Annotated in this window: 24 protein-coding genes; 19 read left to right on the top strand and 5 right to left on the bottom strand. The window is 69.8% G+C overall.

Going from position 1 to position 21,951, the window contains the following annotated elements:
• The first annotated feature begins 134 nt into the window (after positions 1–134).
• The 4 genes from def to AC4BAR_RS11800 are packed head-to-tail and all read left to right on the top strand — an operon-like array spanning position 135 to position 2,691.
• A complete protein-coding gene (gene def / locus AC4BAR_RS11815) occupies positions 135–644 on the top strand; it encodes a peptide deformylase (protein ID WP_490628065.1) in 510 nt (169 codons plus the stop codon).
• Positions 641–1,603 (top strand): methionyl-tRNA formyltransferase, encoded by a 963-nt coding sequence (gene fmt, locus AC4BAR_RS11810; protein ID WP_490628064.1) that lies wholly within the window; start codon positions 641–643, stop codon positions 1,601–1,603. The genes def and fmt overlap by 4 nt, the downstream gene beginning before the upstream one ends.
• On the top strand, positions 1,604–2,338 hold the full coding sequence (locus AC4BAR_RS11805) for an AzlC family ABC transporter permease (protein WP_490628063.1): 735 nt from the start codon (positions 1,604–1,606) through the stop codon (positions 2,336–2,338).
• The gene (locus tag AC4BAR_RS11800) at positions 2,335–2,691 is read left to right on the top strand and encodes an AzlD domain-containing protein (protein WP_490628062.1); all 357 of its coding nucleotides are present in this window, start codon (positions 2,335–2,337) and stop codon (positions 2,689–2,691) included. Before AC4BAR_RS11805 ends, AC4BAR_RS11800 begins: the two co-directional genes overlap by 4 nt.
• Before the next feature lie 9 nt (positions 2,692–2,700).
• Here the strand turns inward: AC4BAR_RS11800 and AC4BAR_RS11795 are convergent, their stop codons facing one another.
• Positions 2,701–3,453 carry a phosphatase PAP2 family protein gene (locus AC4BAR_RS11795; protein ID WP_490628061.1) on the bottom strand — a complete coding sequence of 251 codons (753 nt, stop codon included), beginning with the start codon at positions 3,451–3,453 and terminating at the stop codon, positions 2,701–2,703.
• Positions 3,454–3,590: 137 nt separating this feature from the next.
• Between AC4BAR_RS11795 and AC4BAR_RS11790 the strand changes: the two genes are divergently transcribed.
• From AC4BAR_RS11790 to AC4BAR_RS11770, 5 genes are all read left to right on the top strand, one after another.
• Positions 3,591–4,781 carry a phosphoglycerate kinase gene (locus AC4BAR_RS11790; protein WP_490628060.1) on the top strand — a complete coding sequence of 397 codons (1,191 nt, stop codon included), beginning with the start codon at positions 3,591–3,593 and terminating at the stop codon, positions 4,779–4,781.
• A 125-nt stretch (positions 4,782–4,906) separates the two neighbouring features.
• Positions 4,907–6,340: a pyruvate kinase gene (gene pyk, locus AC4BAR_RS11785; RefSeq protein ID WP_490628059.1), complete on the top strand. Its 1,434-nt coding sequence runs from the start codon at positions 4,907–4,909 to the stop codon at positions 6,338–6,340.
• A gap of 32 nt (positions 6,341–6,372) precedes the next feature.
• Positions 6,373–7,302 carry an alpha/beta hydrolase gene (locus tag AC4BAR_RS11780; RefSeq protein WP_490628058.1) on the top strand — a complete coding sequence of 310 codons (930 nt, stop codon included), beginning with the start codon at positions 6,373–6,375 and terminating at the stop codon, positions 7,300–7,302.
• Positions 7,303–7,358: 56 nt separating this feature from the next.
• Entirely contained in the window at positions 7,359–8,423 is a 1,065-nt protein-coding gene (gene fba / locus AC4BAR_RS11775) for a class II fructose-bisphosphate aldolase (RefSeq protein ID WP_490628057.1), read from the top strand.
• Between the two features lie 138 nt (positions 8,424–8,561).
• Positions 8,562–9,242: a DUF4124 domain-containing protein gene (locus tag AC4BAR_RS11770; protein ID WP_490628056.1), complete on the top strand. Its 681-nt coding sequence runs from the start codon at positions 8,562–8,564 to the stop codon at positions 9,240–9,242.
• A gap of 10 nt (positions 9,243–9,252) precedes the next feature.
• On the opposite strand, the gene AC4BAR_RS11765 is transcribed toward AC4BAR_RS11770, so the two are convergent.
• The gene (locus AC4BAR_RS11765; RefSeq protein WP_490628055.1) at positions 9,253–10,224 is read right to left on the bottom strand and encodes an ATP-dependent 6-phosphofructokinase; all 972 of its coding nucleotides are present in this window, start codon (positions 10,222–10,224) and stop codon (positions 9,253–9,255) included.
• An 87-nt stretch (positions 10,225–10,311) separates the two neighbouring features.
• Here AC4BAR_RS11765 and AC4BAR_RS11760 point away from each other — a divergent pair, with 87 nt between their 5' ends.
• A complete protein-coding gene (locus AC4BAR_RS11760) occupies positions 10,312–11,208 on the top strand; it encodes a phosphoribosylaminoimidazolesuccinocarboxamide synthase (protein WP_490628054.1) in 897 nt (298 codons plus the stop codon).
• A gap of 10 nt (positions 11,209–11,218) precedes the next feature.
• Positions 11,219–12,208, top strand: a complete 990-nt coding sequence (locus AC4BAR_RS11755) for a CE1 family esterase (RefSeq protein ID WP_490628053.1) — start codon at positions 11,219–11,221, stop codon at positions 12,206–12,208.
• 6 nt (positions 12,209–12,214) lie between these two features.
• On the opposite strand, the gene trxA is transcribed toward AC4BAR_RS11755, so the two are convergent.
• Entirely contained in the window at positions 12,215–13,123 is a 909-nt protein-coding gene (trxA, locus tag AC4BAR_RS11750) for a thioredoxin (protein ID WP_490628052.1), read from the bottom strand.
• Positions 13,124–13,213: 90 nt separating this feature from the next.
• Here trxA and purE point away from each other — a divergent pair, with 90 nt between their 5' ends.
• The 4 genes from purE to AC4BAR_RS11730 all read left to right on the top strand — a co-directional run bounded on the left by purE (position 13,214) and on the right by AC4BAR_RS11730 (position 16,906).
• Positions 13,214–13,708, top strand: coding sequence for a 5-(carboxyamino)imidazole ribonucleotide mutase (gene purE, locus AC4BAR_RS11745; RefSeq protein WP_490628051.1), 495 nt, complete (start codon positions 13,214–13,216; stop codon positions 13,706–13,708).
• On the top strand, positions 13,705–14,865 hold the full coding sequence (locus tag AC4BAR_RS11740; protein WP_490628050.1) for a 5-(carboxyamino)imidazole ribonucleotide synthase: 1,161 nt from the start codon (positions 13,705–13,707) through the stop codon (positions 14,863–14,865). The genes purE and AC4BAR_RS11740 overlap by 4 nt, the downstream gene beginning before the upstream one ends.
• A gap of 11 nt (positions 14,866–14,876) precedes the next feature.
• Positions 14,877–15,875, top strand: coding sequence for an L-threonylcarbamoyladenylate synthase (locus AC4BAR_RS11735; RefSeq protein WP_490628049.1), 999 nt, complete (start codon positions 14,877–14,879; stop codon positions 15,873–15,875).
• Positions 15,876–15,958: 83 nt separating this feature from the next.
• Positions 15,959–16,906 (top strand): SGNH/GDSL hydrolase family protein, encoded by a 948-nt coding sequence (locus tag AC4BAR_RS11730; RefSeq protein WP_490628048.1) that lies wholly within the window; start codon positions 15,959–15,961, stop codon positions 16,904–16,906.
• A gap of 79 nt (positions 16,907–16,985) precedes the next feature.
• On the opposite strand, the gene AC4BAR_RS11725 is transcribed toward AC4BAR_RS11730, so the two are convergent.
• Both AC4BAR_RS11725 and dacB read right to left on the bottom strand, forming a co-directional pair.
• A complete protein-coding gene (locus tag AC4BAR_RS11725; RefSeq protein ID WP_490628047.1) occupies positions 16,986–17,258 on the bottom strand; it encodes a SemiSWEET transporter in 273 nt (90 codons plus the stop codon).
• Positions 17,259–17,265: 7 nt separating this feature from the next.
• Complete coding sequence (gene dacB / locus AC4BAR_RS11720) at positions 17,266–18,714, bottom strand: D-alanyl-D-alanine carboxypeptidase/D-alanyl-D-alanine endopeptidase (protein WP_490628046.1); 1,449 nt, start codon at positions 18,712–18,714, stop codon at positions 17,266–17,268.
• A 70-nt stretch (positions 18,715–18,784) separates the two neighbouring features.
• Between dacB and AC4BAR_RS11715 the strand changes: the two genes are divergently transcribed.
• From AC4BAR_RS11715 to AC4BAR_RS11700, 4 genes are read left to right on the top strand one after another with little or no spacing between them, the layout of a single operon-like run.
• A complete protein-coding gene (locus tag AC4BAR_RS11715; RefSeq protein ID WP_490628045.1) occupies positions 18,785–19,843 on the top strand; it encodes a DMT family transporter in 1,059 nt (352 codons plus the stop codon).
• Positions 19,840–20,571 (top strand): tRNA (adenosine(37)-N6)-threonylcarbamoyltransferase complex dimerization subunit type 1 TsaB, encoded by a 732-nt coding sequence (tsaB, locus tag AC4BAR_RS11710; protein WP_490628044.1) that lies wholly within the window; start codon positions 19,840–19,842, stop codon positions 20,569–20,571. Before AC4BAR_RS11715 ends, tsaB begins: the two co-directional genes overlap by 4 nt.
• Positions 20,568–21,035, top strand: a complete 468-nt coding sequence (gene rimI / locus AC4BAR_RS11705; protein WP_490628043.1) for a ribosomal protein S18-alanine N-acetyltransferase — start codon at positions 20,568–20,570, stop codon at positions 21,033–21,035. Before tsaB ends, rimI begins: the two co-directional genes overlap by 4 nt.
• A 6-nt stretch (positions 21,036–21,041) precedes the next feature.
• Positions 21,042–21,881: a uracil-DNA glycosylase gene (locus tag AC4BAR_RS11700; protein ID WP_490628042.1), complete on the top strand. Its 840-nt coding sequence runs from the start codon at positions 21,042–21,044 to the stop codon at positions 21,879–21,881.
• Positions 21,882–21,951 lie beyond the last annotated feature (70 nt).

Here is a 21,951-nt window from a genome sequence, read left to right as displayed (position 1 = left end):
CGTGGTTGAAAACTTTTACAAATTGGCTCGAATTTTGCGCCCAAGCCCTGGATTGGGCAACGCTTATCGGGCTGGCAATGGGCCAAACCATCCCAAAGTAGCGAAAATACCCACACCGATTCTCTCTTCATTCCATGGCCCTCCTGCCCATTCTTTGTTATCCCGATGCCCGCCTGCACAAGGTGGCCCAGCCCGTGGCCGCCGTCGACGGCCGCATCCGCACCCTGGTGGCCGACATGCTGGCCACGATGTACGACGCCAGTGGCATCGGCCTGGCCGCCACCCAGGTCGACGTGCACGAGCGGGTGGTGGTCATCGACACCAGCGAAGAGCGCGACCAGCCGCTGGTGCTGATCAACCCCGAGCTGGTGTGGGCCAGCCCCGAAACCCAGGTCGGTGACGAAGGCTGTCTGTCGGTGCCCGGCATCTACGACGGCGTGGCCCGCTCGGTGGCGGTCAAGGTCTCGGCGCTGGACCTGAATGGCGAGCGCCGCACCGTGGAGGCCGACGGCCTGCTGGCGGTGTGCATCCAGCACGAGATGGACCACCTGCTGGGCAAGGTGTTTGTGGAGTACTTGTCACCGCTCAAGCGCAACCGCATCAAGACCAAGATGGTCAAGGCGCAGCGCGAGGTTGCGCGTTGAGGGTCGTCTTCGCGGGCACCCCGGAATTCGCCCGCGTCGCGATCGAGGCCTTGCACCGCGCGGGCTTCAGCGTCCCGCTGGTGCTGACGCAACCCGACCGGCCGGCCGGCCGCGGCATGAAGTTGCAGGCCTCGGCCGTCAAGCAGTTCGCACTCGACCACCACCTGCCAGTGGCCCAGCCGCGCAGCCTGCGGCTGGACGGGAAATTCCCTGAAGACGCCGCTGCGGCCCGCGAGGCCATCCTGGGGGCGCAGGCCGACGTGATGGTGGTGGCCGCCTATGGGCTGATCCTGCCGCAGTGGACCCTGGACGCCCCCCGGCTCGGCTGCCTGAACATTCATGGTTCGCTGCTGCCGCGCTGGCGCGGCGCTGCGCCCATCCACCGGGCCATCGAAGCCGGTGACACCGAGACCGGCATCACCATCATGCAGATGGACGCCGGCCTGGACACCGGCGACATGCTGTTGGTGGAGCGCCTGGCCATCCGGCCCACCGACACCACCGCCACGCTGCACGACCGCCTGGCCCATCTGGGCGGCCGGCTGATCGTCGAGGCGCTGGAGATTGCCGCCTGCGGTGGGTTCCATCCCGTGAAGCAGCCTGAAGCCGGTGTTTGCTACGCCCACAAGATCGAGAAACACGAGGCGCTGGTGGACTGGGCTTTGCCGGCCGGACAGATCGCCCGCCAGCTGCGGGCCTTCGACCCCTTCCCGGTGGCCGCGACCACGCTGGACGGGGTGGCCATCAAGCTCTGGTGTGCCGAGGTCGAGGTCGACCATGGCGACCTCGCCGCCGCCCCGGGGCAGATCCTGGCGGTGAACCCGCAGGGCGTGACGGTGCGCTGCGGCCAGGGCGCACTGCGGCTGACCGCCTTGCAGCGGGCCGGCGGCAAGCGGCTGCCGGTGGCCGAGTTTCTGCACGGTTTCCCCTTGCAAGCGGGCCAGCGGCTCGGCGGCTGAATGGCCCCGCTGCGGCAGGCCCTGGCCAACCCGTCCTTCCGCGACGGCGCGCGGGACATGATGGCGGTCGCACCCGGCATGGCGGCCTGGGGGCTGATGACCGGCGTGGCCATGGTCAAGTCGGGCCTGAGCCTGGTCGAAGCGGTGGCCATGACGCTGCTGGTGTTTGCCGGCAGCTCGCAGCTGGCCGCGATGCCGCTGATTGCCGCCGGTGCGCCCATGCTGGTGATTCTGGTCACCGCCTTTTGCGTCAACCTGCGCTTTGTGGTGTTCAGCGCCCATTTGCGGGCCTACATGATGCATTTGCCGCTGGCCCGCCGGCTGGCCACCGGCTACCTGACCACCGACCTGAGCTATGTGCTGTTCACCCGCCGCCACCCGCGGCCAGCCACAGACCCCGCCGGCCGGGCCAGCGAGCAGGCCTACCTGGCCGGCGGCAATGTGCTGAACTGGTTCAGCTGGCAGGGCGCCAGCCTGTTGGGCATTGCGCTGGCCCATTCGGTGCCCATGGCCTGGGGCCTGGGCTTTGCCGGCATCCTGGCGCTGCTGGGCATCGGTTGTTCGCTGGCCACCAGCCCGCTGCGTGGCGTGGCCGCCGGGGTGGCCGGGGCGGCGGCGGTGGCGGCCTTTGCGCTGCCGTTCAAGCTCAACATCGTGGTGGCGATCGCCGCCGCCGTGGCGCTGTGCCTGGTGCTGGAGCGCGCCAGGCCGCCCGCCGAGGCCCCGCCACCATGAGCACGCCCGGCGTCACCGACCTGTGGACGCTGACGGTGATCGCCGGCCTGGCGGTGGTGACGGTGGTGTCGCGCGCCTTCTTTTTCATCTCCAGCCGGCCCTGGCGCCTGCCGGACTGGGCCCAGCGGGGCCTGCAGTACGCACCGATCGCCGCGCTGGTGGCGGTCATTGCGCCCGAGGTGGTGATGCAGAACGGTGGCCTGCCCACCACCTGGCAGGACGCGCGGCTGTTCGGTGCGGCCGCCGGGGCCTTGTTCTTTTTCTGGCGTCGGGGACGGGGCCAGGCGGTGCTGGGCACCATTCTGGCCGGCATGGCGGTCTACCTGCCGCTGCACCTGCTCTGGGGCTGGTGAAGCGGCCGTTCAGCCCAGGCGGTGAGCCGGGCGGCGGGCCAGCCACTGGCAGGCCCGCCAGCTGGCTTCGCTGACGGTGGCGCACAGCCACAGGCTCCACAGCGTGTGGCTGGGGAAATGCGCACCGCGCAGGGTTTGCGACAGCCCCAGCACCAGGCCGAACAGCACCAGGCCGCCCAACAGCGATGCGCCCAGCCGCTGGCTGCGCGCATCGCGGCGGGCCAGCCAGGGGAAGGCCAGGGCGATGAACCCAAAGGCCGACGACACATGGCCACCGGGAAAACAATGGCCGGTGCCACCGTCGCTGACGCCCCAGGCCCAGTGCGACACATAGGCCGCCGGGCCACCGAATTCGATCAGGCTGGAGGGGCAGCTGGTGTGGCTGAATTGCTTGAGCCCGCTGATGGTGGCCAGCGCCAGCGTGACGCTGACGGCCACCGCCAGCCGTTCCGGTCGGGACCAGGCCCGGCAGGGGCCCAGCGGCCAGACCACCGTCAACCACATGGCCACAAACACCAGCGTGCTGAGCTTTTGCACACTCTGGTGCAACACGGTTTGCAGCAGCCAATGGTGGGCCAACGGGAAGCCGGTTGGGCCACCCAGGCCGCGCATCACCTCGATGTCCAGCCCCGACGCGTCCCAGGCCATGGTGAGAAACAGGCACGCCAGCCAGGCAATGCCCAGCCGCCGTCGCAGCGGCGACGGCGCTTCCGCCGGCCAGGAGGTGGCGGCGGACAGAAGCGGGGAGGAGGGGGCGGGCATGGGAAAATTCGAACTGGCGTTCGAGATAACCTGCGAGTGTAGTGAGCGCTTGCTGAAGCCGATCTGAAGCCAGACCCCCGGGTTTCGCCTTATCCTTCTCGTTTTACCCCCGTTGCGCGGCCAACGCGCCCCCTGTCATGCAATTCATCCGCTTCTCCGACCTCTGTGCCCAGGGCCAAGCCACTGGCAAACGTGTTTTCATCCGTGCCGACATGAACGTGCCGCAGGATGAGGCCGGTCACATCACCGAAGACACCCGCATCCGCGCCTCGGTGGCCTGCATCCGCATGGCGCTGGACGCCGGTGCGGCGGTCATGGTCACCTCGCACCTCGGCCGGCCCACCGAGGGTGAGTTCAAGCCCGAGGACTCGCTGGCCCCGGTGGCCAAGCGGCTGGGCGAGTTGCTGGGCCGGCCGGTGCCGCTGGTGGCCAAATGGGTCGACGGCGTGACCGTGGCGCCCGGCGAGGTGGTGATGCTGGAGAACTGCCGCCTCAACCCCGGCGAGAAAAAGAACAACGAGGCGCTGGCCCGCAAGATGGCCGCGCTGTGCGACATTTTTGTGCACGACGCCTTTGGCACGGCCCACCGCGCCGAGGCCAGCACCTATGGCATCGCCCAGTACGCACCCGTGGCCTGTGCCGGCCCGCTGCTGGCGGCCGAGATGGACGCCATCTCCAAGGCCTTGCAGGCGCCCAAGCGCCCGCTGGTGGCCATCGTCGCCGGCTCCAAGGTCAGCACCAAGCTGACCATCTTGAAAAGCCTGGCCGCCAATGTGGACCAGCTCATCGTCGGCGGTGGCATCGCCAACACCTTTTTGCTGGCCGAGGGCTTTCCCATCGGCAAGAGCCTCGCCGAGCCCGACCTGGTGGGGGAGGCCAAGGCCATCATCGAGATGATGCGGGCCCGCGGCGCCGAGGTGCCGATTCCGGTCGACGTGGTGGTGGCCAACGAGTTCGCCGCCATGGCCCGGGCCAACAAGGTCGCCGCCACCGAGGTCCGTGAGGACGATTTGATTCTGGACATCGGCCCGCGCACCGCGGCCCAGCTGGCCACCATCATTGCCCAGGCCGGTACCGTGGTGTGGAACGGCCCGATGGGTGTGTTCGAGTACGACCAGTTCGCCGGCGGCACCCGCACGCTGGCCGCGGCCATCGCCCATTCGCCGGCCTTCAGTATCGCCGGCGGCGGTGACACGCTGGCCGCCATTGCCAAGTACGGCATCGAGAAGGACATCGGCTACATCTCCACCGGTGGCGGCGCCTTTCTGGAGGTGCTGGAGGGCAAAACCCTGCCGGCCTTCGAGGTGCTGCAAAAGCGCGCCAGCTGAGTCCGGCCGGGCCGTCCGGGCCGGTGGCCTTGCCCCCGGGCCGGACGGTGTCACACCGTCGGTGCCAGAATCAGTGCCCGAGGCGCTGTCTGGCGCCCCACCGATTTCCCCAGGAGTGTTCCCCCATGGCCCAACGCGCCACCAAGATTGTTGCCACCCTCGGCCCCGCCTCCAGCGACCCGGTGTTGCTGGAGCAGATGATTCGCGCCGGGGTCAACGTGGTGCGGCTGAACTTCAGCCACGGCTCGGCGCAAGACCACATCAACCGCGCCACGCTGGTGCGCGAGGTCTCGCAACGGGCCGGCCGCGAGGTGGCCATCATGGCCGACCTGCAAGGCCCCAAGATCCGCGTCGGCAAGTTCGCCGAGGGCAAGGTGATGCTGGTGTCGGGTGCGGCCTTTGTGCTGGACGCCTCGCGCAGTACGCCAGGTGATTTGTCGGGCGTGGGTCTGGACTACAAGGAGCTGCCACGCGATGTGAAGCGCGGCGACCTGCTGCTGCTGAACGACGGCCTGATCGTGCTCACCGTGGACAGCGTGCAGGGCGACGCGGTGCACACCACCGTCAAGGTGGGCGGCGAGCTGTCCAACAACAAGGGCATCAACAAGCAGGGCGGCGGCCTGACCGCGCCGGCCCTCACCGCCAAGGACATGGAAGACATCGTCACCGCGATGAGTTTCCAGGCCGACTATGTGGCGGTGAGCTTCCCCAAGAACGCCACCGACATGGCCATGGCCCGCCAGCTGTGCAACGTGGCGGCCGCGCCCTATGGCCACCGGCCGCACCTGATTGCCAAGATCGAGCGCGCCGAGGCCATCCCGCTGCTGGAGGAAATCCTCAAGGCCAGCGACGGCATCATGGTGGCCCGCGGCGACCTGGCGGTGGAGGTGGGCAACGCGGTGGTGCCGGCGCTGCAAAAACGCATGATCAAGCTGGCCCGCGAGATGGACAAGGTGGTCATCACCGCCACCCAGATGATGGAGAGTATGATCTCCGCGCCGGTGCCCACCCGCGCCGAGGTCAGCGATGTGGCCAATGCGGTGCTGGACGGCACTGATGCGGTGATGCTCAGCGCCGAAACCGCGTCCGGCCGCTACCCGCTGGAAACCGTGCTGGAGATGGCCAAGATCTGCTCGGTGGCCGAAGAGGCCGAGCATGTGGAGCTGGACGCCGATTTCACCGGCCGCACCTTCCGCAGCATCGACCAGTCGATTGCCATGGGCGCGCTGTTCACCGCCCACCACCTGGGCGCTAAGGCCATCGTGGCCATGACCGAGAGTGGCTCCACCGCGCTGTGGATGAGCCGCCACCGCATCCATGTGCCCATCTACGCGCTGACGCCCAAGATCGCCACCCAGCGCAAGATGGCGCTGTACCGCAACGTGCGGCCGCTGCTGATGGACACCAGCATCGACCGCGACACCGCGCTGGCCCAGGCCGAAGCCCATTTGAAAAGCCGTGACATCGTGCAAAGCGGCGATGTCTACGCCATCACCTGCGGCGAGCCCATGGGCGCACCGGGCGGCACCAACATGCTGAAAATCTGCCGCGCCGGCTGAAACCACCGCATCGCCGGCGCCGTACTGTCCCCATGACCCTGGTTCTTCCTGTCCCCCCCGCCTCGCGCCGCCGCTGGTTGCGCTGGGGCGCACTGTGGGCGGCGCTGATGGCGCTGCTGTCCGGCTGCTCGTCCACCGCCATCCTCGACAAACTGGTGCCCACCAGCACCTATGTGTCGCGGCCCAGCGCAGCCTACGGGCCTGACCCGCGCCAGCAGCTCGACATCTACCTGCCGCTGCCGGCCACTGTGGGCGCCACCAAGCCGCCGCTGGTGGTGTTTTTCTATGGCGGCAGCTGGACCACCGGCGACCGCGCCGACTACCGCTTTGTCGGCGAGGCCCTGGCCTCGCGCGGCATTGCCACGCTGGTGGCCGACTACCGGCTCAGCCCGGCGGTGCGTTACCCTGGCTTTGTGCAGGACAGCGCGTCCGCGGTGAAGTGGGCCTTTGACCACGCCGCCGAGCTGGGGGCCGACCCGCAGCGCATCTTTGTGGTGGGCCACAGCGCTGGCGGCTACAACGCCGCCATGGTGGCGCTGGACCCGCGCTGGCTGGGCGCGGTGGGTTTGCAGCCCGCGCAGCTGGCCGGCTGGGCCGGCATTGCCGGCGCCTACGAGTTTCTGCCCATCGGCATCCCCGAGGTGCAGGTGGCCTTCAACTGGCCCGACACCCCGGCCGACTCGCAGCCGGTGGCGCACACCAGCCCGGCGGCGCCCAAAACCCTGCTGCTGGCGGCCCGCGAGGACAAGCTGGTCAGCCCCAGCCGCAACACCCTGGCGCTGGCGAACCGGCTCAAGCAGGCCGGCGTGGCCACCACGGTGCAGCTGTTCGACAGCGTCAACCACATCACCATCCTGGGGGCGGTGGCCACACCGCTGAACTTCCTGGCGCCAGTGGCCGACATGGTGGCCCGCTTTGTGCGCGGCGAGCCTGTCAGCGAGGCCGGGGTGGCGGCCAAGTAAAATCGGGGGAGTTTCAATCCGGGGGCGCCCGCCCCTTCCCTCAAGGACCCACCACCATGGCACTCGTCTCGATGCGCGAGCTGCTGGACCATGCCGCCGCCAACGGCTACGGCATTCCGGCTTTCAACGTCAACAACCTGGAACAGGTGCAGGCCGTGATGGCCGCCGCCGACGAAGTGGGCGCACCGGTCATCCTGCAGGCCAGCGCTGGCGCCCGCAAATACGCCGGCGAGTCCTTCATCAAGCACCTGATCCAGGCCGCCTGCGAAGCCTACCCCCACATTCCGCTGGTGATGCACCAGGACCACGGCACCAGCCCCAAGATCTGCGAAGGCGCCATTGGCCTGGGCTTCGGCTCGGTGATGATGGACGGCTCGCTGCGTGAAGACGGCAAGACCCCGGCCGACTTCGCCTACAACGTTGACGTGACCCGCAAGGTGGTCGACATGGCGCACAAGGTTGGCGTGACCGTCGAGGGTGAACTGGGCTGCCTGGGCAACCTGGAAACCGGCGAGGCCGGCGAGGAAGACGGCGTCGGCGCCGAAGGCAAGCTGGACCACAGCCAGATGCTGACCGACCCCGAAGAGGCGGCCCAGTTCGTCAAGGCCACCCAGCTCGACGCGCTGGCCATTGCCATTGGCACCAGCCATGGCGCCTACAAGTTCAGCCGCCCGCCCACCGGTGACATCCTGGCGATTTCGCGGGTCAAGGAAATCAACCGCCGCATTCCCAACACCCATTTGGTGATGCATGGCAGCTCCAGCGTGCCGCAGGACCTGCTGGACATCATCAACCAGTACGGCGGCAAGATGAAGCAGACCTATGGCGTGCCGGTCAAGGAAATCCAGGAAGCCATCCGTTACGGCGTGCGCAAGATCAACATCGACACCGACATCCGCCTGGCCATGACCGGCGCGGTGCGCAAGTTCCTGGCCGAGAACCCCGACAAGTTCGACGCCCGCGAATGGCTCAAGCCGGCCCGCGAAGCCGCCAAGGCGATCTGCAAGCAGCGCTACATCGAGTTCGGCTGTGAAGGCCAGGGCGCCAAGGTCAAGGGCCACAGCCTGCAGGTGGTGGCGGCGCAGTACGCCAAGGGTGAGCTGGCGCAGGTGGTGAACTGAGCCACAAACCCACCCATGCAAAACGCGGCTTCGGCCGCGTTTTGCATGGCATCGGCGATGGGGGCTGCAAACGCGCGGCAATGCTCGTAAAGTAAAGGGTCGGTGGCACGCGGCCGCCTGCGAATTGAGGAAACACCCATGACCCCCACGCACATCGTCGGTTGGCTGGTGGCCGGGCTCATCACCCTGGCCGCACCCGCCCAGGCCCAGGTCTACCAGTGCCGCAACGGCGCCGGCCAGCTGACCTACACCGACCAGCCCTGTGCCAGCGGCAGTGCCGGCGGGCGGGTGGAGATCACGCCCAACGCCATCGACATGTCGGCCGGCCGCGAGGCGGCCTTGCGCGAGGAGAACCAGCGCCTGCGTCAGCAGCTGGAGCAGCGGCAAACACCGGCTGCGATCCCGGCGGCGGCGCAGGTGGGTCGCACCGCGGCCGACCTGCAGGCTGAGAAATCGGGCAGCCCGGAATGCCGGCAGGCGGCCCGGGAGCAGGAGCTGGTGGCCGGCTCGTCGGCCGGCCCGCGCCGCCAGCGGGCGGCCGAGCAGGCCATGCGGGTGGCCTGTGGCCTGCCCGAGCCGACCCATGAGGGGGTGCGTGAAGTGGTGCGCGAGGTGGGGCCAGCGCCCTACCCCGCGCCTTATTCGGCGCCGCTGCTCATCCGGCCGCGCCCGCAGGCCGGGCCCCAGCCGCAATCGCTGCCCGCCACCCAGCCCGCGGTGGGCGGCTTCGTCACCTCCACCGGCCAGTTCTGTGCCAACGCGGTGGGCGGCGTGGCCTGCTCCACCGGCAACACGCTCCCCCCCGCCCCGCGCCGCTGAGTTGGCGCGGCTACTGCGCCAGCACCCGCGCCATCGCCACCAGGCCGAGGTCAATCGGTTTGGTTTGGCCGGCCACCTCGGCCAGCGGCGTGGCCACGATGGCGGTGCCGCGCAGGCCCATCAGCCGGCCATGGTCGCCACGCGCCAGGTGCTCGACCGCGGCCGCGCCCAGCCGGCTGGCCAGCACCCGGTCGGCGGCGGTGGGGATGCCGCCGCGCACCACATGGCCCAGCGTGGTGTGGCGCAGCTCGAAGCCCAGCCGGTCGCGGTGCTCGGCAAAGTGCTTCAGCATGGCCTGGGCGCCGTGCTTCGCGCCCTCGGCCACCACCACGATGGCGTGGGTCTTGCCGCGCTGGTAGGCGGCCAGCAGGCGCTCGGCCACGCTGTGGGGGTCGACCTCGCATTCCGGCGTGGCAATCACCTCGGCACCGCCGGCAATGCCGGCCATCAGCGCGATGTAGCCGCAGTCGCGGCCCATGGTTTCCACCAGAAAGCCACGCTGGTGCGAGGAGCCGGTGGTGCGCAGCCGGTCAATGGCCTCCAGCGTCACGTTGATGGCGGTGTCCACGCCGATGGTCACGTCGGTGCCCAGCAGGTCGTTGTCGATGGTGGAGGCCACGCCGGCCACCTGCAGGCCAGCGGCTGACAACGCGTGGGCGCCGGTTTGCGAGCCGTTGCCGCCCACCACCACCAGCTTGTCGATGCCAAGGGCGGCCAGGTGGGCCAGCGCGCGGGCCTGGCCCTCGGGGGTGCGGAATTCGGGGCTGCGGGCGCTGCCCAGCACCGTGCCGCCCTGGTTGATGATGCCGCCCACGTCGCGGGCGGTGAGCGGGGTCAGGGTGTTGGTGATCAGCCCGGCGTAGCCGTGGCGCACCCCAAACACCTCCCAGCCCTGGGCCAGCGCGGCCCGGGTGGCGGCGCGGATCGCCGCGTTCATGCCGGGGGCGTCGCCGCCGCTCGTGAGGATGGCCATGCGTTGCATCGCGCCAGTGTAGCGGCGGCCCCCGGGGGCCGGCAGGCCGTTCAGCAAGCCATGCGATGATTGTGCTTTTGGCCTGTTTGCACTCCCATGAGCCCCTCGCTGCACACCTCCACCCTGACCTCTTTGCCGCTGCTGGCGCGCGGCAAGGTGCGTGACAACTACGCGGTGGGCGACGACCGCATCCTGATGGTGGCCAGCGACCGCATCAGCGCCTTCGACGTCATCATGGGCGAGCCGATTCCCGGCAAGGGCGCGCTGCTGACGCAGATGGCGCTGTTCTGGTTTGGCAAGCTGGGCCACATCTGCCCCAACCACCTGACCGGCCAGGCGCCCGAGAGCGTGGTCAGCCCCGCCGAGGTGCCGCAGGTCAAGGACCGCGCCATGCTGGTCAAGCGCCTGAACCCCATCCCGGTGGAGGCGGTGGTGCGCGGCTACCTGGCCGGCAGCGGCTGGAAGGAGTACCAGGACAGCCGCTCGGTCTGCGGCGTGCCGCTGCCCGAAGGCCTGCAGAACGCCAGCAAGCTGCCCCAGCCCATCTACACCCCGGCCGCCAAGGCCGCGGTGGGCGAGCACGACGAGAACATCACCTTCGAGCGCACGGTGGAGATGATCGGCCTGGACCTGGCCACCCGCATCCGCGACCTGAGCATCGCGCTGTACAGCGCGGCCAGCGAGATCGCCGCCAAGAAGGGCATCATCATTGCCGACACCAAGTTCGAGTTCGGCCTCGACAAAGACGGCACGCTGGTGCTGATGGACGAGGTGCTGACACCCGACTCCTCGCGCTACTGGCCGGCCGACCGCTACGTGGAAGGCAGCAACCCGCCCAGCTTCGACAAGCAGTTTCTGCGCGACTGGCTGGAGACCGCCCAGGTCAACGGCCAGCCCTGGGACAAGTCGCCACCGGCCCCCACGCTGCCGCCCGAGGTGGCGCAGAAAACCGCCGCCAAGTACTTCGAGGCCATGCAGCGGCTGCTGGGCTGAGCGGCACCGAATGGCCCAGCCGTCCCTGACCTGCTGGCTGGCCGCCGGCCTGCTGACCCTGGCCAGCCTGTCGGCCGCGGCCGCCACCGTCACGCCCGACAGTGTGGACACCGCCGACGGCGCGCGGGCCTTTCTGCTGGGGCGGCCGCAGGCCACCACCACGGCCAGCCCGCGCCCGCTGGTGCTGCTGTTGCACGGCCATGGCGGCAATGCCGCCCAGGTGCTGGGTCAGCGCCGCAGTGCCGCGCCGATGGCGGTCTGGCTGCGCATTGCCGACCGCGAAGGCTGGCTGGTGGCCGCGCTCGACGGCCTGCGTGGCAGCGACGGCCAGACCGGCTGGAACGACTGCCGGCGCGACGGTGAGGGCCGGCCCGCCTCCGACGACGTGGCCTTTGCCCGCGCGGTGGTGAACAAGCTGGTGGCCGCTGGCGAGGTCGACCCCCGCCGTGTGTACGCCATGGGCATGTCCAACGGCGCGATGATGGTCTTGCGGCTGGCGCAGGAACTGCAGCCGGCGCTGGCCGGTTTTGCCGCAGTGTCCGGGCTGATGGCCGCCGACAGCGTTTGTGCGTCACCCACCCAGGCCGTGCCGGCTTTGCTGTTCATGGGCACCGACGACCCCATCGTGCCCTATGGGGGCGGCCAGGTGAAAGCCGGTCGCTCGCAGCGCGGCGGCGTGCTCAGCGCCGAACAGACGGCCGCAGCCTGGCAGGGCTTCAACCAGGCCCCTGGCCCGGCCCGCCGCCTGACCGTGCCGGCGAGTGAGCCGGACACCCGGCTCGAGCGCCTGGCCTATGGTCCCGAAGCGGGCTCGGCGGCCCGGGTGGCGCTGGTGACGGTGCAGGGCGGTGGCCATGTGGAGCCCAGCCGCAGCGAACGCATCGGCAAGCTTTACCAGAAGCTGGTGGGGCCGCAGAACCACGATGTCGAGGCCGCCGAGGTGGCCTGGCGCTTTTTCAGCGGCTGGCCGCTGGCCTCCCCGGTAAAAGACGGCCGTTGAGTTTGCTCAGCTGAGCACCACGCTGCTGAGGCGGCGGCGGTAGCTGGCCACGGTGGGGTCTTGTGGCGGGATCTGGCCGTCGGCCACCTTGGCCTTGGGCGGCTCGATCAGCGCCAGGATGGCGATGAAGGTCTTGCGCGCCAGGTCCTCGTGCCAGGCCTTGTCGCGCATCAGGATGTCGAGCAACTCGTCCATCGCCTCGGTCCAGCGCTGCTGGGCCATCAGCAGCTGGGCGCGGGCAAAGCGGGCGTCAAAGTCACGCTTGTTGGCGGCAATTTTTTCATCAAAACCGGCCAGGGCCGTTGCCAGGTCTGGGAGCGCTGCTGCGAAATCAGAGGCATTCATCCAGCGCTGCAAGGCATCCAGCGGCTGGCTCTGGCTGGCCTTGGCGATCACCGGGGCAAAGGCCACCTTGGCGTCGTCGCTGCGGCCCAGCTGCATCAGCAGCTTGACGCAATCGAAGCGCACGCCGTCGTTGGCCGGGTCGGCGGCCAGCGCCTGCTGCAGCTTGGCCAGCGCGGTGTCGATGTCACCGTCGGCCAGCTCGTCCAGCGCCTCTTCTTCCAGGTCTTCGGCGGCCAGCTCGGCCTCGGTGGGCACATGCTTGTCGAGGAACTCGCGCACCTTGCCTTCGGGCAGCGCGCCCATGAAGCCGTCCACCGGTTTGCCGTTCACCACCAGGATGCAGGTGGGCAGGCTGCGCACACCAAAGGCGCTGCACAGCTCCTGCTCCTGGTCGGCGTTGACCTTGACCAGCGTGAAGCGGCCGTCGTAGGCGGTTTCCAGCTTTTCCAGGATGGGGCCCAGGGCCTTGCAGGGGCCGCACCAGTCGGCCCAGAAGTCCACCAGCACGGGCGTGGTCTGGGAGGCGACGATCACGTCGGCCTCGAAGTTTTGCAGGGTCACATCGGTCATGGAAAAAGGGGGCGGAGCCAAAAAGTAAAATCGGGGGTTTCCGCGGGGCGCCGATGCGCCCATTGAGCGGTGTTCTTCAGGTTGGGGCCTATGACTCTAATTCAAATCGGCGTGGTGATGGGTTCCAGCAGCGACTGGGACACGATGCAGCACGCGGTGCAGATTCTGCAGCAGTTCGGCGTGGCGCACGAGGCCCGGGTGGTCTCGGCCCACCGCATGCCCGACGACATGTTTGCCTATGCCGAAGCCGCCGAGTCGCGTGGCCTGCGCGCCATCATCGCCGGCGCCGGCGGCGCGGCGCATTTGCCCGGCATGCTGGCAGCCAAGACCCCGGTGCCGGTGTTGGGCGTGCCGGTGGCCAGCAAGCACCTGCAAGGCGTGGACTCGCTGCACAGCATCGTGCAAATGCCCAAGGGCGTGCCAGTGGCCACCTTCGCCATCGGTGCGGCCGGTGCCGCCAACGCGGCCCTGTTCGCGGTGGCCCTGCTGGCGCACGGCAACCCGGCCTTGCGCGAGCAGCTGAACCGCTTCCGCGCCGAGCAGACCGAGGTGGCGCGGGGCATGAGCTTGCCGCCGGTCGCATGAACGATCCCGTCATCCTGCCGGGGGCCACACTCGGGGTCATGGGGGGCGGCCAGCTGGGGCGCATGTTCGTGCACGCCGCCCAGGCCATGGGCTACCAAACCGCGGTGCTGGACCCGGACCCGACCAGCCCGGCTGGGCTGGTCAGCCACCACCATGTTTTGACCGCCTACGACGACCCGGCCGGCCTGCAGCAGCTGGCCGCGCTGAGTGCGGCCATCACCACCGAATTCGAGAACGTGCCGGCACCGGCGCTGGCCACCCTGGCGGCCCGCCGGCCGGTGGCGCCCGGCGCCGACGCGGTGGCCATCGCCCAGGACCGGGCCCAGGAAAAAGCCCATTTCCAGCGCTGCGGTGTGCCCTGTGCGCCGCACGCGGTGGTGAGCGACGCCGCCAGCCTGGCCGCGGTGGGCGACGGGCTGCTGCCCGGCATCCTGAAAACCGCCCGCATGGGCTACGACGGCAAGGGCCAGGTGCGGGTGCGCAGCCGCGACGAATTGGCCGCCGCTTGGCAGCGCCTGGGCGGTGTGGCCTGTGTACTGGAGAAGATGCTGCCGCTACAGGCCGAGTGCTCGGTCATCGTGGCCCGGGGCCGCGACGGCCAGGCCGTGTTTTTCCCGCCGCAGCGCAACCTGCACCGCGACGGCATCCTGGCCGTGACCGAGGTCCACGAGGGCAACCTGCCGGCCGAGCTGGCCGCCCAGGCCATCGCCGGTGCGCTGGCGGTGGCCCATGGCCTGGCCTATGTGGGCGTGCTGTGTGTGGAATTCTTTGTGGTCGAGGGCGCCGATGGCCAGCCCACGCTGGTGGTCAACGAGATCGCGCCGCGGCCACACAACAGCGGCCATTACACGATGGACGCTTGCGATGTGTCGCAGTTCGCGCTGCAGGTGCGCACCATGGCGGGCCTGCCGCTGGCCATGCCGCGTTTGCACAGCCCCGCCATCATGCTCAATCTGCTGGGTGACTTGTGGGCGGCGGGCACGCCGCCCTGGGCCGAGTTGCTGGCGCTGCCCGGCATGCATTTGCACTTGTATGGCAAGACCGAGGCGCGGGCCGGCCGCAAGATGGGCCATCTGAACATCACCGGTCCCACGGTGGCGGTGGTGCGCGAGCGGGCGCTGCAGGCCGCCGCGCTGCTGGGCATCGCGCCGTTCTGAGCGCACCCACCATGATCCGGCCCGGCCACGACCCTGCGGCGATTGCCGACGCCGCCGAGCGGCTGCGCGCTGGTGGGCTGGTGGGCTTGCCCACCGAGACGGTGTATGGCCTGGCGGCGGACGCCAGCAACCCGGACGCGGTGGCCCAGATTTTTGCCGCCAAGGGCCGGCCGGCCGACCACCCGCTGATCGTCCATGTGGCGAACGCCGAAGGCGCAGCCGCCTTCGCCGCCGAGGTGCCGGCCTTTGCGCGCCAGCTGATGGCGGCCTTCTGGCCTGGCCCGCTGACCCTGATCTTGCCGCGCCGCCCCGAGGTGGCCGCGGCCGCGGCCGGCGGCCAGGCCTCGGTCGGCCTGCGCTGCCCCAATCATCCTGTGGCGCTGGCCCTGCTGACCGCCTGTGCCCAGCGTGGCGTGGCCGGCCTGGCCGCGCCCAGTGCCAACCTGTTCGGTCGGGTCAGCCCCACCACCGCCGCCCATGTGGCGGGAGAGTTCGGCGACGGGCTGCTGGTGCTGGACGGCGGCCCCTGTGCGGTGGGCATCGAGTCGGCCATCGTTGACTGCACCCGCGGCGCGCCGGTGCTGCTGCGGCCGGGGGTGCTGACGGCCGGGCAGATTGAGGCCGTGTGTGGCCTGCCGCTGGTGGGCAACAACGGCCTGGCCGCCGCGCCCCGCGCCTCCGGTACGCTGGAGGCTCATTACGCGCCGCGTGCGCCGGTGCGGCTGATGGACGCCGCCGCGCTGCAGACCGCGGCCGACCTGCTGGCCGGCAGCGAGGCACCCGTGCCGGGCGCCATCGCGCTGTGGTCACGCACAGGCCTCAAGCTGCGGACCGAGGCGGTGCGGGCCCGGCGCATGCCCGACGACCCGCTGGCGGTGGCGCAGCTGCTGTTCGGTGTGCTGCGCGAGTTCGATGACCAGGGGGTGCGGCTGATCTGGGTCGAAACCCCACCCGACACGCCGGAATGGGCGGGTGTCGCCGACCGACTGCGGCGCGCCGCGGCAAGTTGACAGGGGCACGTTAAGATGGTCGGCCTTGCCCGCTGCGCCTTGGGTGCCGCCTCGCGGGCCGTTTTTTGTTTGGAGAGTGCATGATGAATTTCCCGGTTTTGCGCCGTCTGGTGCTGGCAACAGCCGCTGTCGCAGGGGCTGTGTTGGCCGGTTGCGGCGGTGGCTCGGTGGTGGGCCAGGTCACCCCGACCCGCCTGGTGGTGTTCGGTGATGCCTTCAGCGATGCAGGCCAGGTGGGCGGCGTCAAGTACACCGTCAACGACGGCAGCGTCAACAACTGGACCTTGGAACTCGCCGCACGGTATGGCCTGACGCTGACGCCCAAGTCCGCCGGCGGCACCAGCTACGCCCAGGGCAATGCCCGCGTCACCGCCACACCCGACGCCGGCGGTGGCAGCAGCCCCACCATCACCGCCCAGGTCGATGCCTTTCTGGCCAGCGACTCGCTCAAGGCCACCGATTTCGTGGTGATCAGTGGCGGTTTCAGCGACCTGATTGCCGAGACTGTCAACACCGGCCTGAGCGATGCCCAGCGCCTGGCCAACGTCAAACAAGCCGGCCGTGAGCTGGCCGCGCAGGTGGTGCGGCTGATCAACGCCGGCGCCAAGCAGGTGGCGCTGGCCGGTGTGTATGACCTGGGCAAAACCCCCTGGGCCACGGCCACCGGTCAAAACGCGGCATTGAGCGCCCTGGCGATTGCCTTCAACGCCGAGCTCATCACCTCGGTGCCTGTCAGTGCGCCGGTGCTGTATGTGGACGCCGCCAACTACTTCAACCTGATGACCAACCAGCCAGTGAACTTCGGCTTCGACACCTCCGTCGCGGTGGCTTGCACCAGCACCGGCAGCGGCACCGATGGCATTGGCATCAGCGCCGGCGCCCACGTGACGTCCAAGCTGTGCAACACCGGCACCATCGCGTCCGGTGTCAACTACCTCCGCACCGTGTACGCCGACTCGGTGTACGCCACCCCGCTGGCCCACCGCTTGTTCGGTGATTTCGCCTACGAGCGGGTGCGCAACCGCTTCTGAGCGCGCTGGCGCCCCGAAAAAAAGCCGACCGTTGGGTCGGCTTTTTTCATGGCGCGCCGGTCCAGCCAGGGGCGAGGTGTCAGCGCCGGGGCGGGCGGCGGCCGTAGCGCAGCTTCATCACCAGGATGGCCAAGGCCAGCACCAGCGTGACGGCGTTGGCCACCACCACCGGCCAGGCCGACAGCAGCAAGCCATAAACCAGCCACAGCGCCACGCCCAGCGTGAACACGCTGTACATGCCCAGCGAGATGCCACTGACGTCGCGGCTGCGCCAGGTCATCCAGGCCTGCGGCAAAAAGCTGAGGGTGGTCAGGCAGGCGGCCAGGCTGCCCACCAGTTCGGTGCTGTTCATGGCGGGCTCACTGGTCGCGCGCCGCCCATTCCACCAGCGCGTCCAGCACCGGGCGGGCGGCGTTGGCGTTGGGGTGGTTGACCAGGGCCACCAGCACCACCCGCTTGCCGCTGGCGGTGTCCACATAGCCGGCGATGGCCACCACGTCGCGCAGGCTGCCGGTTTTCAGGTGGGCGGTGCCGGGCAGGCGCAGCTTGCTGCGGCGCAGGGTGCCGTCCACGCCGGTGATGGGCAGCGAGGCCATCAGCTCAGGCATCACCTGGCTGGCCCAGGCGTGCTGCAGCAGCCGGCCCAGCGCCTGCGGGCTGATGCGCTCCTGGCGCGACAGGCCGGAGCCGTTGTCCAGCACCGGAAGCTCGGTCTCGCCAAAACGCTCGCGCCACCAGTTGCGCACCACCGCCCGGGCTCCCTCCAGCGTGCCCACGCTGCGCGGCGAATTGGCCAGGCCCAGCGTCAGAAACAGCTGCTGGGCCATCACGTTGTTGCTGAACTTGTTGATGTCGCGCACCACCTCGGCCAGCGTGGGCGAGGCCAGCTCGAAGGCCGGTTTCAGCGTGGCTGGTACCAGGCCGTCGCGGACCTTGCCACCGAGCTGGCCGCCGAGGTCGCGCCACAGGCCTTCCACCGTGCGGCGGGCGTGGCTGGCCGGGTCGGTGTAGGCCATCGGCCAGGCGCGTTCGCCGCAAGCCACCGGGTAGCTGCCGGCCATCCGGATGCGGCCGGGGTCGCTGAAGTCGGCCTTCAGGCCGCCGCGCCAGTCCCCGCAGTCGGCCGCTGACAGCGGCACCTGGCTGGGCACCTGCAGCCCGGCCAGCCGTGGCTCCACCGTCACGCTGGCCGTGCCGGCGCGCCGGTCGGGCACGAAGGTCAGCACCAGCGACTTGAAGTTGAGCAGCAGCGCGTCGGGGCTGGCGTTGTAGGGCCGCAGCCGCTCGCCGTCGAACTCACCTGGGTCTTGCTCGGCCACCTCGAAGGCGCTGTGGTCGAGCACGATGTCGCCGGCCACCGTGTGGATGCCCAGCCCTTGCACCCGGCGCAGCAGAAGCCACAGCCGCTCGACCACCAGCTTGGGGTCGCCCTGGCCTTTGATGTACAGATTGCCCTGCAGCACGCCGTCGCGCAGCGCGCCATCGGTGTAGACCGTGGTGGGCCAGGTGTAGGCCGGGCCCAGCTGGTCCAGCGCCACGTAGGTGGTGAGCAGCTTCATCACCGAGGCCGGGTTCATCGCCTGCCCGGCCTGGAAGGCCAGCCGGGGGGTGGCCTTGGTGTCGGTGTCGACCACCAGCAGGCCGAAGGCCTCGCGTGGCAGCTTGCTGCGGGCCAGGGCCGTCTCGACCTCGGCCGGCAGCGGCGCGGCGGGGGTCTGGGCCAGGGCCGGCAGGCTCAGCAGCGCGGCCAGCAGCCACAGGCCCAGCCGCCAAAGGTTGCGGTGCAGGGTAGGGCGGGGGTGTGACATGGCGACCTGAGTCTAGCGCGGCGATCTGGCGTGCTGTGCAGGGCCGGGCCGCGGTCGGGATAATGGTCGGATGCGTTCCCCCTTTCACTGGTCGCCCCGGGCCATCGGCCTGCTGGCGGCGGTGGTCACCGTGGTGGTGTGGACCGCCTTCATCGTCATTGCCCGCGCCTCGGCGCAGCGCAGCCTGCACCCCTTTGACATTGCCCTGTGCCGCATCGTCGGCGCCAGTCTGGTGTTGGTGCCTTGGGGTTGGTGGTTGACTCGGCGCCAGCAGATGGCCGGCAGCCCTGCCACTGGATGGCTCGGCCTGTCGCCGCTGTCGCGCCGCGTCACGGTCTCAGTGGGGCTGTTCGGTGGTCTGGGCTACGCCATGCTGGCCTACAGCGGCTTCTTTTTTGCCCCCGCCGCCCATGCCTCGGTGCTGATGCCGGGCAGTCTGCCGCTGTGGACCGCGCTGCTGGCCGCGCTGGTGCTGGGCGACCGCATCACGCCTTTCCGCGCCGTGGGGCTGGCGCTGATTGTCGGTGGTGACCTGCTGGTGGGTGGGGCCAGCCTGTTGCGCGCCTTTGACGGCGGTGAGGTCTGGAAGGGTGATTTGCTGTTCATGTCGGCCGCGGCCTGCTGGGCGGTTTACAGCGTGCTGGCCCGCCGCCATGGCCTGGACGCGGTGCGCGGCACGATCGCCATCACGGTGTTTGCCTGCGTCAGCTTTGTGCCGGCCTACGCGGCGCTGGGGCTGCTGGGCCTGAGCCCCAGCCGGCTGGCGGTCGCGCCCTGGAGCGAAATCCTGTTCCAGGTGCTGTTCCAGGGCCTGGGCTCGGTGGTGGTGTCGGGCATTGCCTTCACCCGCATGATCCAGCACTACGGCCCGGTGCGCTCCACCATGATCACCGCGCTGGTGCCGGGGCTGTCGGCCTTGGGGGCGGTGGTGTTTCTGGGTGAACCGCTGTCGTGGAATTTGTGGGCTGGCCTGGGGCTGGTGACGGCCGGTATTTTGTTCGGTGTGCAGGCGGTGCGCCAGTCCCTGCCCGGCGGCGGCCAGGGGCCGGACGGGGCACAGGCGGTGCGTGGGGCAGTGCCAACGTCGGCGGGACCGGCCGCAATTGGTGCAAAAATCGGTGACACATGAAGATCCTGGCCTTTGACACCAGCACCGAGACCCTGAGCATCGCGGTCGGCCGCGGCCTGGGCGCCGCCGGAGCGGGCCAGGTCTGGTCGCGCAGCGGGCCCGGCGGCGCGCTGGCCTCCAGCCAGCTGATCCCTGCCATCCTGGCCTTGCTGGCCGAGGCTGGCCTGACGCTGCGTGAACTCGACGCGATTGCCTTTGGCCGCGGCCCCGGTTCCTTCACCGGCCTGCGCACCGCCTGTGCCGTGGCCCAGGGTCTGGCCTGTGGCGCTGCGGTGCCGGCGCTGCCCATGGACACCCTGCTGGCCGTGGCCGACGAAGCCCGCCATCGCCACGGTGCGCTGCAGGTGGTGGCCGCGCTGGACGCCCGGATGGACGAGGTCTACACCGCCACATATGACTTCACCATGGCCTGCAACGGTGGGCTGCCGAAATCGGTTGCCCTGGTGGCGCCCGAGCGGCTCGCCGTGCCGGCGGGCTGGGCGCTGGCCGGCAACGTGGGCGGCCCCTACGCCGGGCGGCTGCCCAGCGGGGTGGTCTGCCTGCCGGCCCTGCCCACCGCCGAGGCCATGTTGCGGCTGGCGCCCGGGCTGATCGCCGCCGGCCAGACCCTGCCGGCCGACCAGGCCTTGCCGCTGTACCTGCGCGACAAGGTGGCGCTGACCACCGCCGAACGCCAGGCCAAGGCCAGCGCAGCGGCTCCGGTGGTGACCCAGGCGGTGGCGCCATGAGCGCGGTGGCTGCTCCCCGCGAGGCCTGGTTCGAGCCGCTCACCGTGGGCAAGCTGGATGCGGTGCTGCCCATCGAGCAGGCCTGCTACACCCACCCCTGGAGTCGGGCCAATTTCAGCGACTCGCTGGCCAGTGGCTACGAGGCCCAGCTGCTGCGCGCCGGCGACGAGGTGCTGGGCTATTTCGTGGCCATGCTGGGTGTGGACGAGGTGCACCTGCTCAACATCACCGTGGCCCCCGGCCACCAGCGCCAGGGCTGGGCCCGGGTGATGCTGGACGCGCTGGCCATCTGGTCGCGTGGCCGCGGCGCCCAGTGGCTGTGGCTGGAGGTGCGGGTCAGCAACGACCGGGCCCACGAGGTCTACCAGCGCTACGGCTTTCAGCGCATCGGTGAACGCAAGAACTACTACCCGGCCGCGGCCGGCCAGCGTGAACACGCGCTGGTGATGAGCCTCAAGCTCTAGGTTGCCATGAGCCTGGATCTGGACGCGCGCCAACGCGCGATGCTGGCCGAGATGGGGGTGCAGGTCTGGTGGCCGGCCGCCGAGCCGGCGTTGCCTGCTGCGGCCCCTGCGCCCGTGGCCGCACCGGCCGCAGCCACTGTGGCGCCTGTGCCGCAGGCCAAACCAGCGCCGGTCATGGTCGCTCCTGTGGCCGCCCGTGCCGCACCCATCCGCATTGACGCCGGGCCGGTGGCCACCATGGACTGGGCGGCGTTGCAAGCGGCGGTGGCCGGTTGCCAGGCCTGTGGCCTGTGCCAGAGCCGCAAAAACACCGTGTTCGGCGTTGGACCGGCCCCTGCCCAGGCCGACGCGCCGCCGCAGGTCGACTGGTTGGTGGTGGGCGAGGCGCCGGGCGAAAACGAAGACCTGGCCGGCGAGCCCTTTGTGGGCCAGGCCGGCAAGTTGCTCGACAACATGCTCAAGGCCGTGGGCCTGAGCCGCCGCGGCAGCGACGGTTTGCGGGGCGCTTTCATTGCCAACACGCTGAAATGCCGGCCGCCCGGCAACCGCAACCCCACTCCGGAAGAAATGGCGCAGTGCCAGCCTTTTCTGGCGCGTCAGATCGAGCTGCTGCAGCCCAAAATCATCCTGGCCTCGGGCAAGTTCGCGGTGCAGGCGCTGCTGCAGGAAACCCTGCCCGACGTGGCCACCACGCCGCTGGGCAAGCTGCGCGGCCGGGTGCACCGTTACCGCGGCATCCCGGTGGTGGTGACCTACCACCCGGCCTATCTGCTGCGCGCCCTGCCCGAAAAAGCCAAGGCCTGGGCTGACCTGTGCCTGGCGCTGGAAGTGTTGAGCACGCCCTGAAGGGGGTGTTGGACAGCCCGAAGAGGCGCTGACTCTGGCGGCGCCGCGGCCTGCAAGGCCAGGGCGCACA

It is taken from the genome of Rhodoferax sp. SPJ4, from assembly GCF_058216275.1.
Note: the sequence above shows the minus strand (reverse complement) of the source record. Positions and strands in the feature narration are given on the sequence as shown.

Bases quoted from the DNA above. Each gene is read 5' to 3' on its own strand.
- AC4BAR_RS11800 (WP_490628062.1), top strand. From the start codon at position 2,335: ATGAGCACGCCCGGCGTCACCGACCTGTGGACGCTGACGGTGATCGCC.
- AC4BAR_RS11795 (WP_490628061.1), bottom strand. From the start codon at position 3,453: ATGCCCGCCCCCTCCTCCCCGCTTCTGTCCGCCGCCACCTCCTGGCCG.
- dacB (WP_490628046.1), bottom strand. From the start codon at position 18,714: ATGTCACACCCCCGCCCTACCCTGCACCGCAACCTTTGGCGGCTGGGC.
- pyk (WP_490628059.1), top strand. From the start codon at position 4,907: ATGGCCCAACGCGCCACCAAGATTGTTGCCACCCTCGGCCCCGCCTCC.
- rimI (WP_490628043.1), top strand. From the start codon at position 20,568: ATGAGCGCGGTGGCTGCTCCCCGCGAGGCCTGGTTCGAGCCGCTCACC.
- purE (WP_490628051.1), top strand. From the start codon at position 13,214: ATGACTCTAATTCAAATCGGCGTGGTGATGGGTTCCAGCAGCGACTGG.
- fba (WP_490628057.1), top strand. From the start codon at position 7,359: ATGGCACTCGTCTCGATGCGCGAGCTGCTGGACCATGCCGCCGCCAAC.
- def (WP_490628065.1), top strand. From the start codon at position 135: ATGGCCCTCCTGCCCATTCTTTGTTATCCCGATGCCCGCCTGCACAAG.
- AC4BAR_RS11725 (WP_490628047.1), bottom strand. From the start codon at position 17,258: ATGAACAGCACCGAACTGGTGGGCAGCCTGGCCGCCTGCCTGACCACC.
- AC4BAR_RS11765 (WP_490628055.1), bottom strand. From the start codon at position 10,224: ATGCAACGCATGGCCATCCTCACGAGCGGCGGCGACGCCCCCGGCATG.
- AC4BAR_RS11805 (WP_490628063.1), top strand. From the start codon at position 1,604: ATGGCCCCGCTGCGGCAGGCCCTGGCCAACCCGTCCTTCCGCGACGGC.
- AC4BAR_RS11730 (WP_490628048.1), top strand. From the start codon at position 15,959: ATGAATTTCCCGGTTTTGCGCCGTCTGGTGCTGGCAACAGCCGCTGTC.
- AC4BAR_RS11780 (WP_490628058.1), top strand. From the start codon at position 6,373: ATGACCCTGGTTCTTCCTGTCCCCCCCGCCTCGCGCCGCCGCTGGTTG.
- AC4BAR_RS11700 (WP_490628042.1), top strand. From the start codon at position 21,042: ATGAGCCTGGATCTGGACGCGCGCCAACGCGCGATGCTGGCCGAGATG.
- AC4BAR_RS11790 (WP_490628060.1), top strand. From the start codon at position 3,591: ATGCAATTCATCCGCTTCTCCGACCTCTGTGCCCAGGGCCAAGCCACT.
- AC4BAR_RS11760 (WP_490628054.1), top strand. From the start codon at position 10,312: ATGAGCCCCTCGCTGCACACCTCCACCCTGACCTCTTTGCCGCTGCTG.
- tsaB (WP_490628044.1), top strand. From the start codon at position 19,840: ATGAAGATCCTGGCCTTTGACACCAGCACCGAGACCCTGAGCATCGCG.
- AC4BAR_RS11740 (WP_490628050.1), top strand. From the start codon at position 13,705: ATGAACGATCCCGTCATCCTGCCGGGGGCCACACTCGGGGTCATGGGG.
- AC4BAR_RS11770 (WP_490628056.1), top strand. From the start codon at position 8,562: ATGACCCCCACGCACATCGTCGGTTGGCTGGTGGCCGGGCTCATCACC.
- AC4BAR_RS11755 (WP_490628053.1), top strand. From the start codon at position 11,219: ATGGCCCAGCCGTCCCTGACCTGCTGGCTGGCCGCCGGCCTGCTGACC.
- trxA (WP_490628052.1), bottom strand. From the start codon at position 13,123: ATGACCGATGTGACCCTGCAAAACTTCGAGGCCGACGTGATCGTCGCC.
- AC4BAR_RS11735 (WP_490628049.1), top strand. From the start codon at position 14,877: ATGATCCGGCCCGGCCACGACCCTGCGGCGATTGCCGACGCCGCCGAG.
- AC4BAR_RS11715 (WP_490628045.1), top strand. From the start codon at position 18,785: ATGCGTTCCCCCTTTCACTGGTCGCCCCGGGCCATCGGCCTGCTGGCG.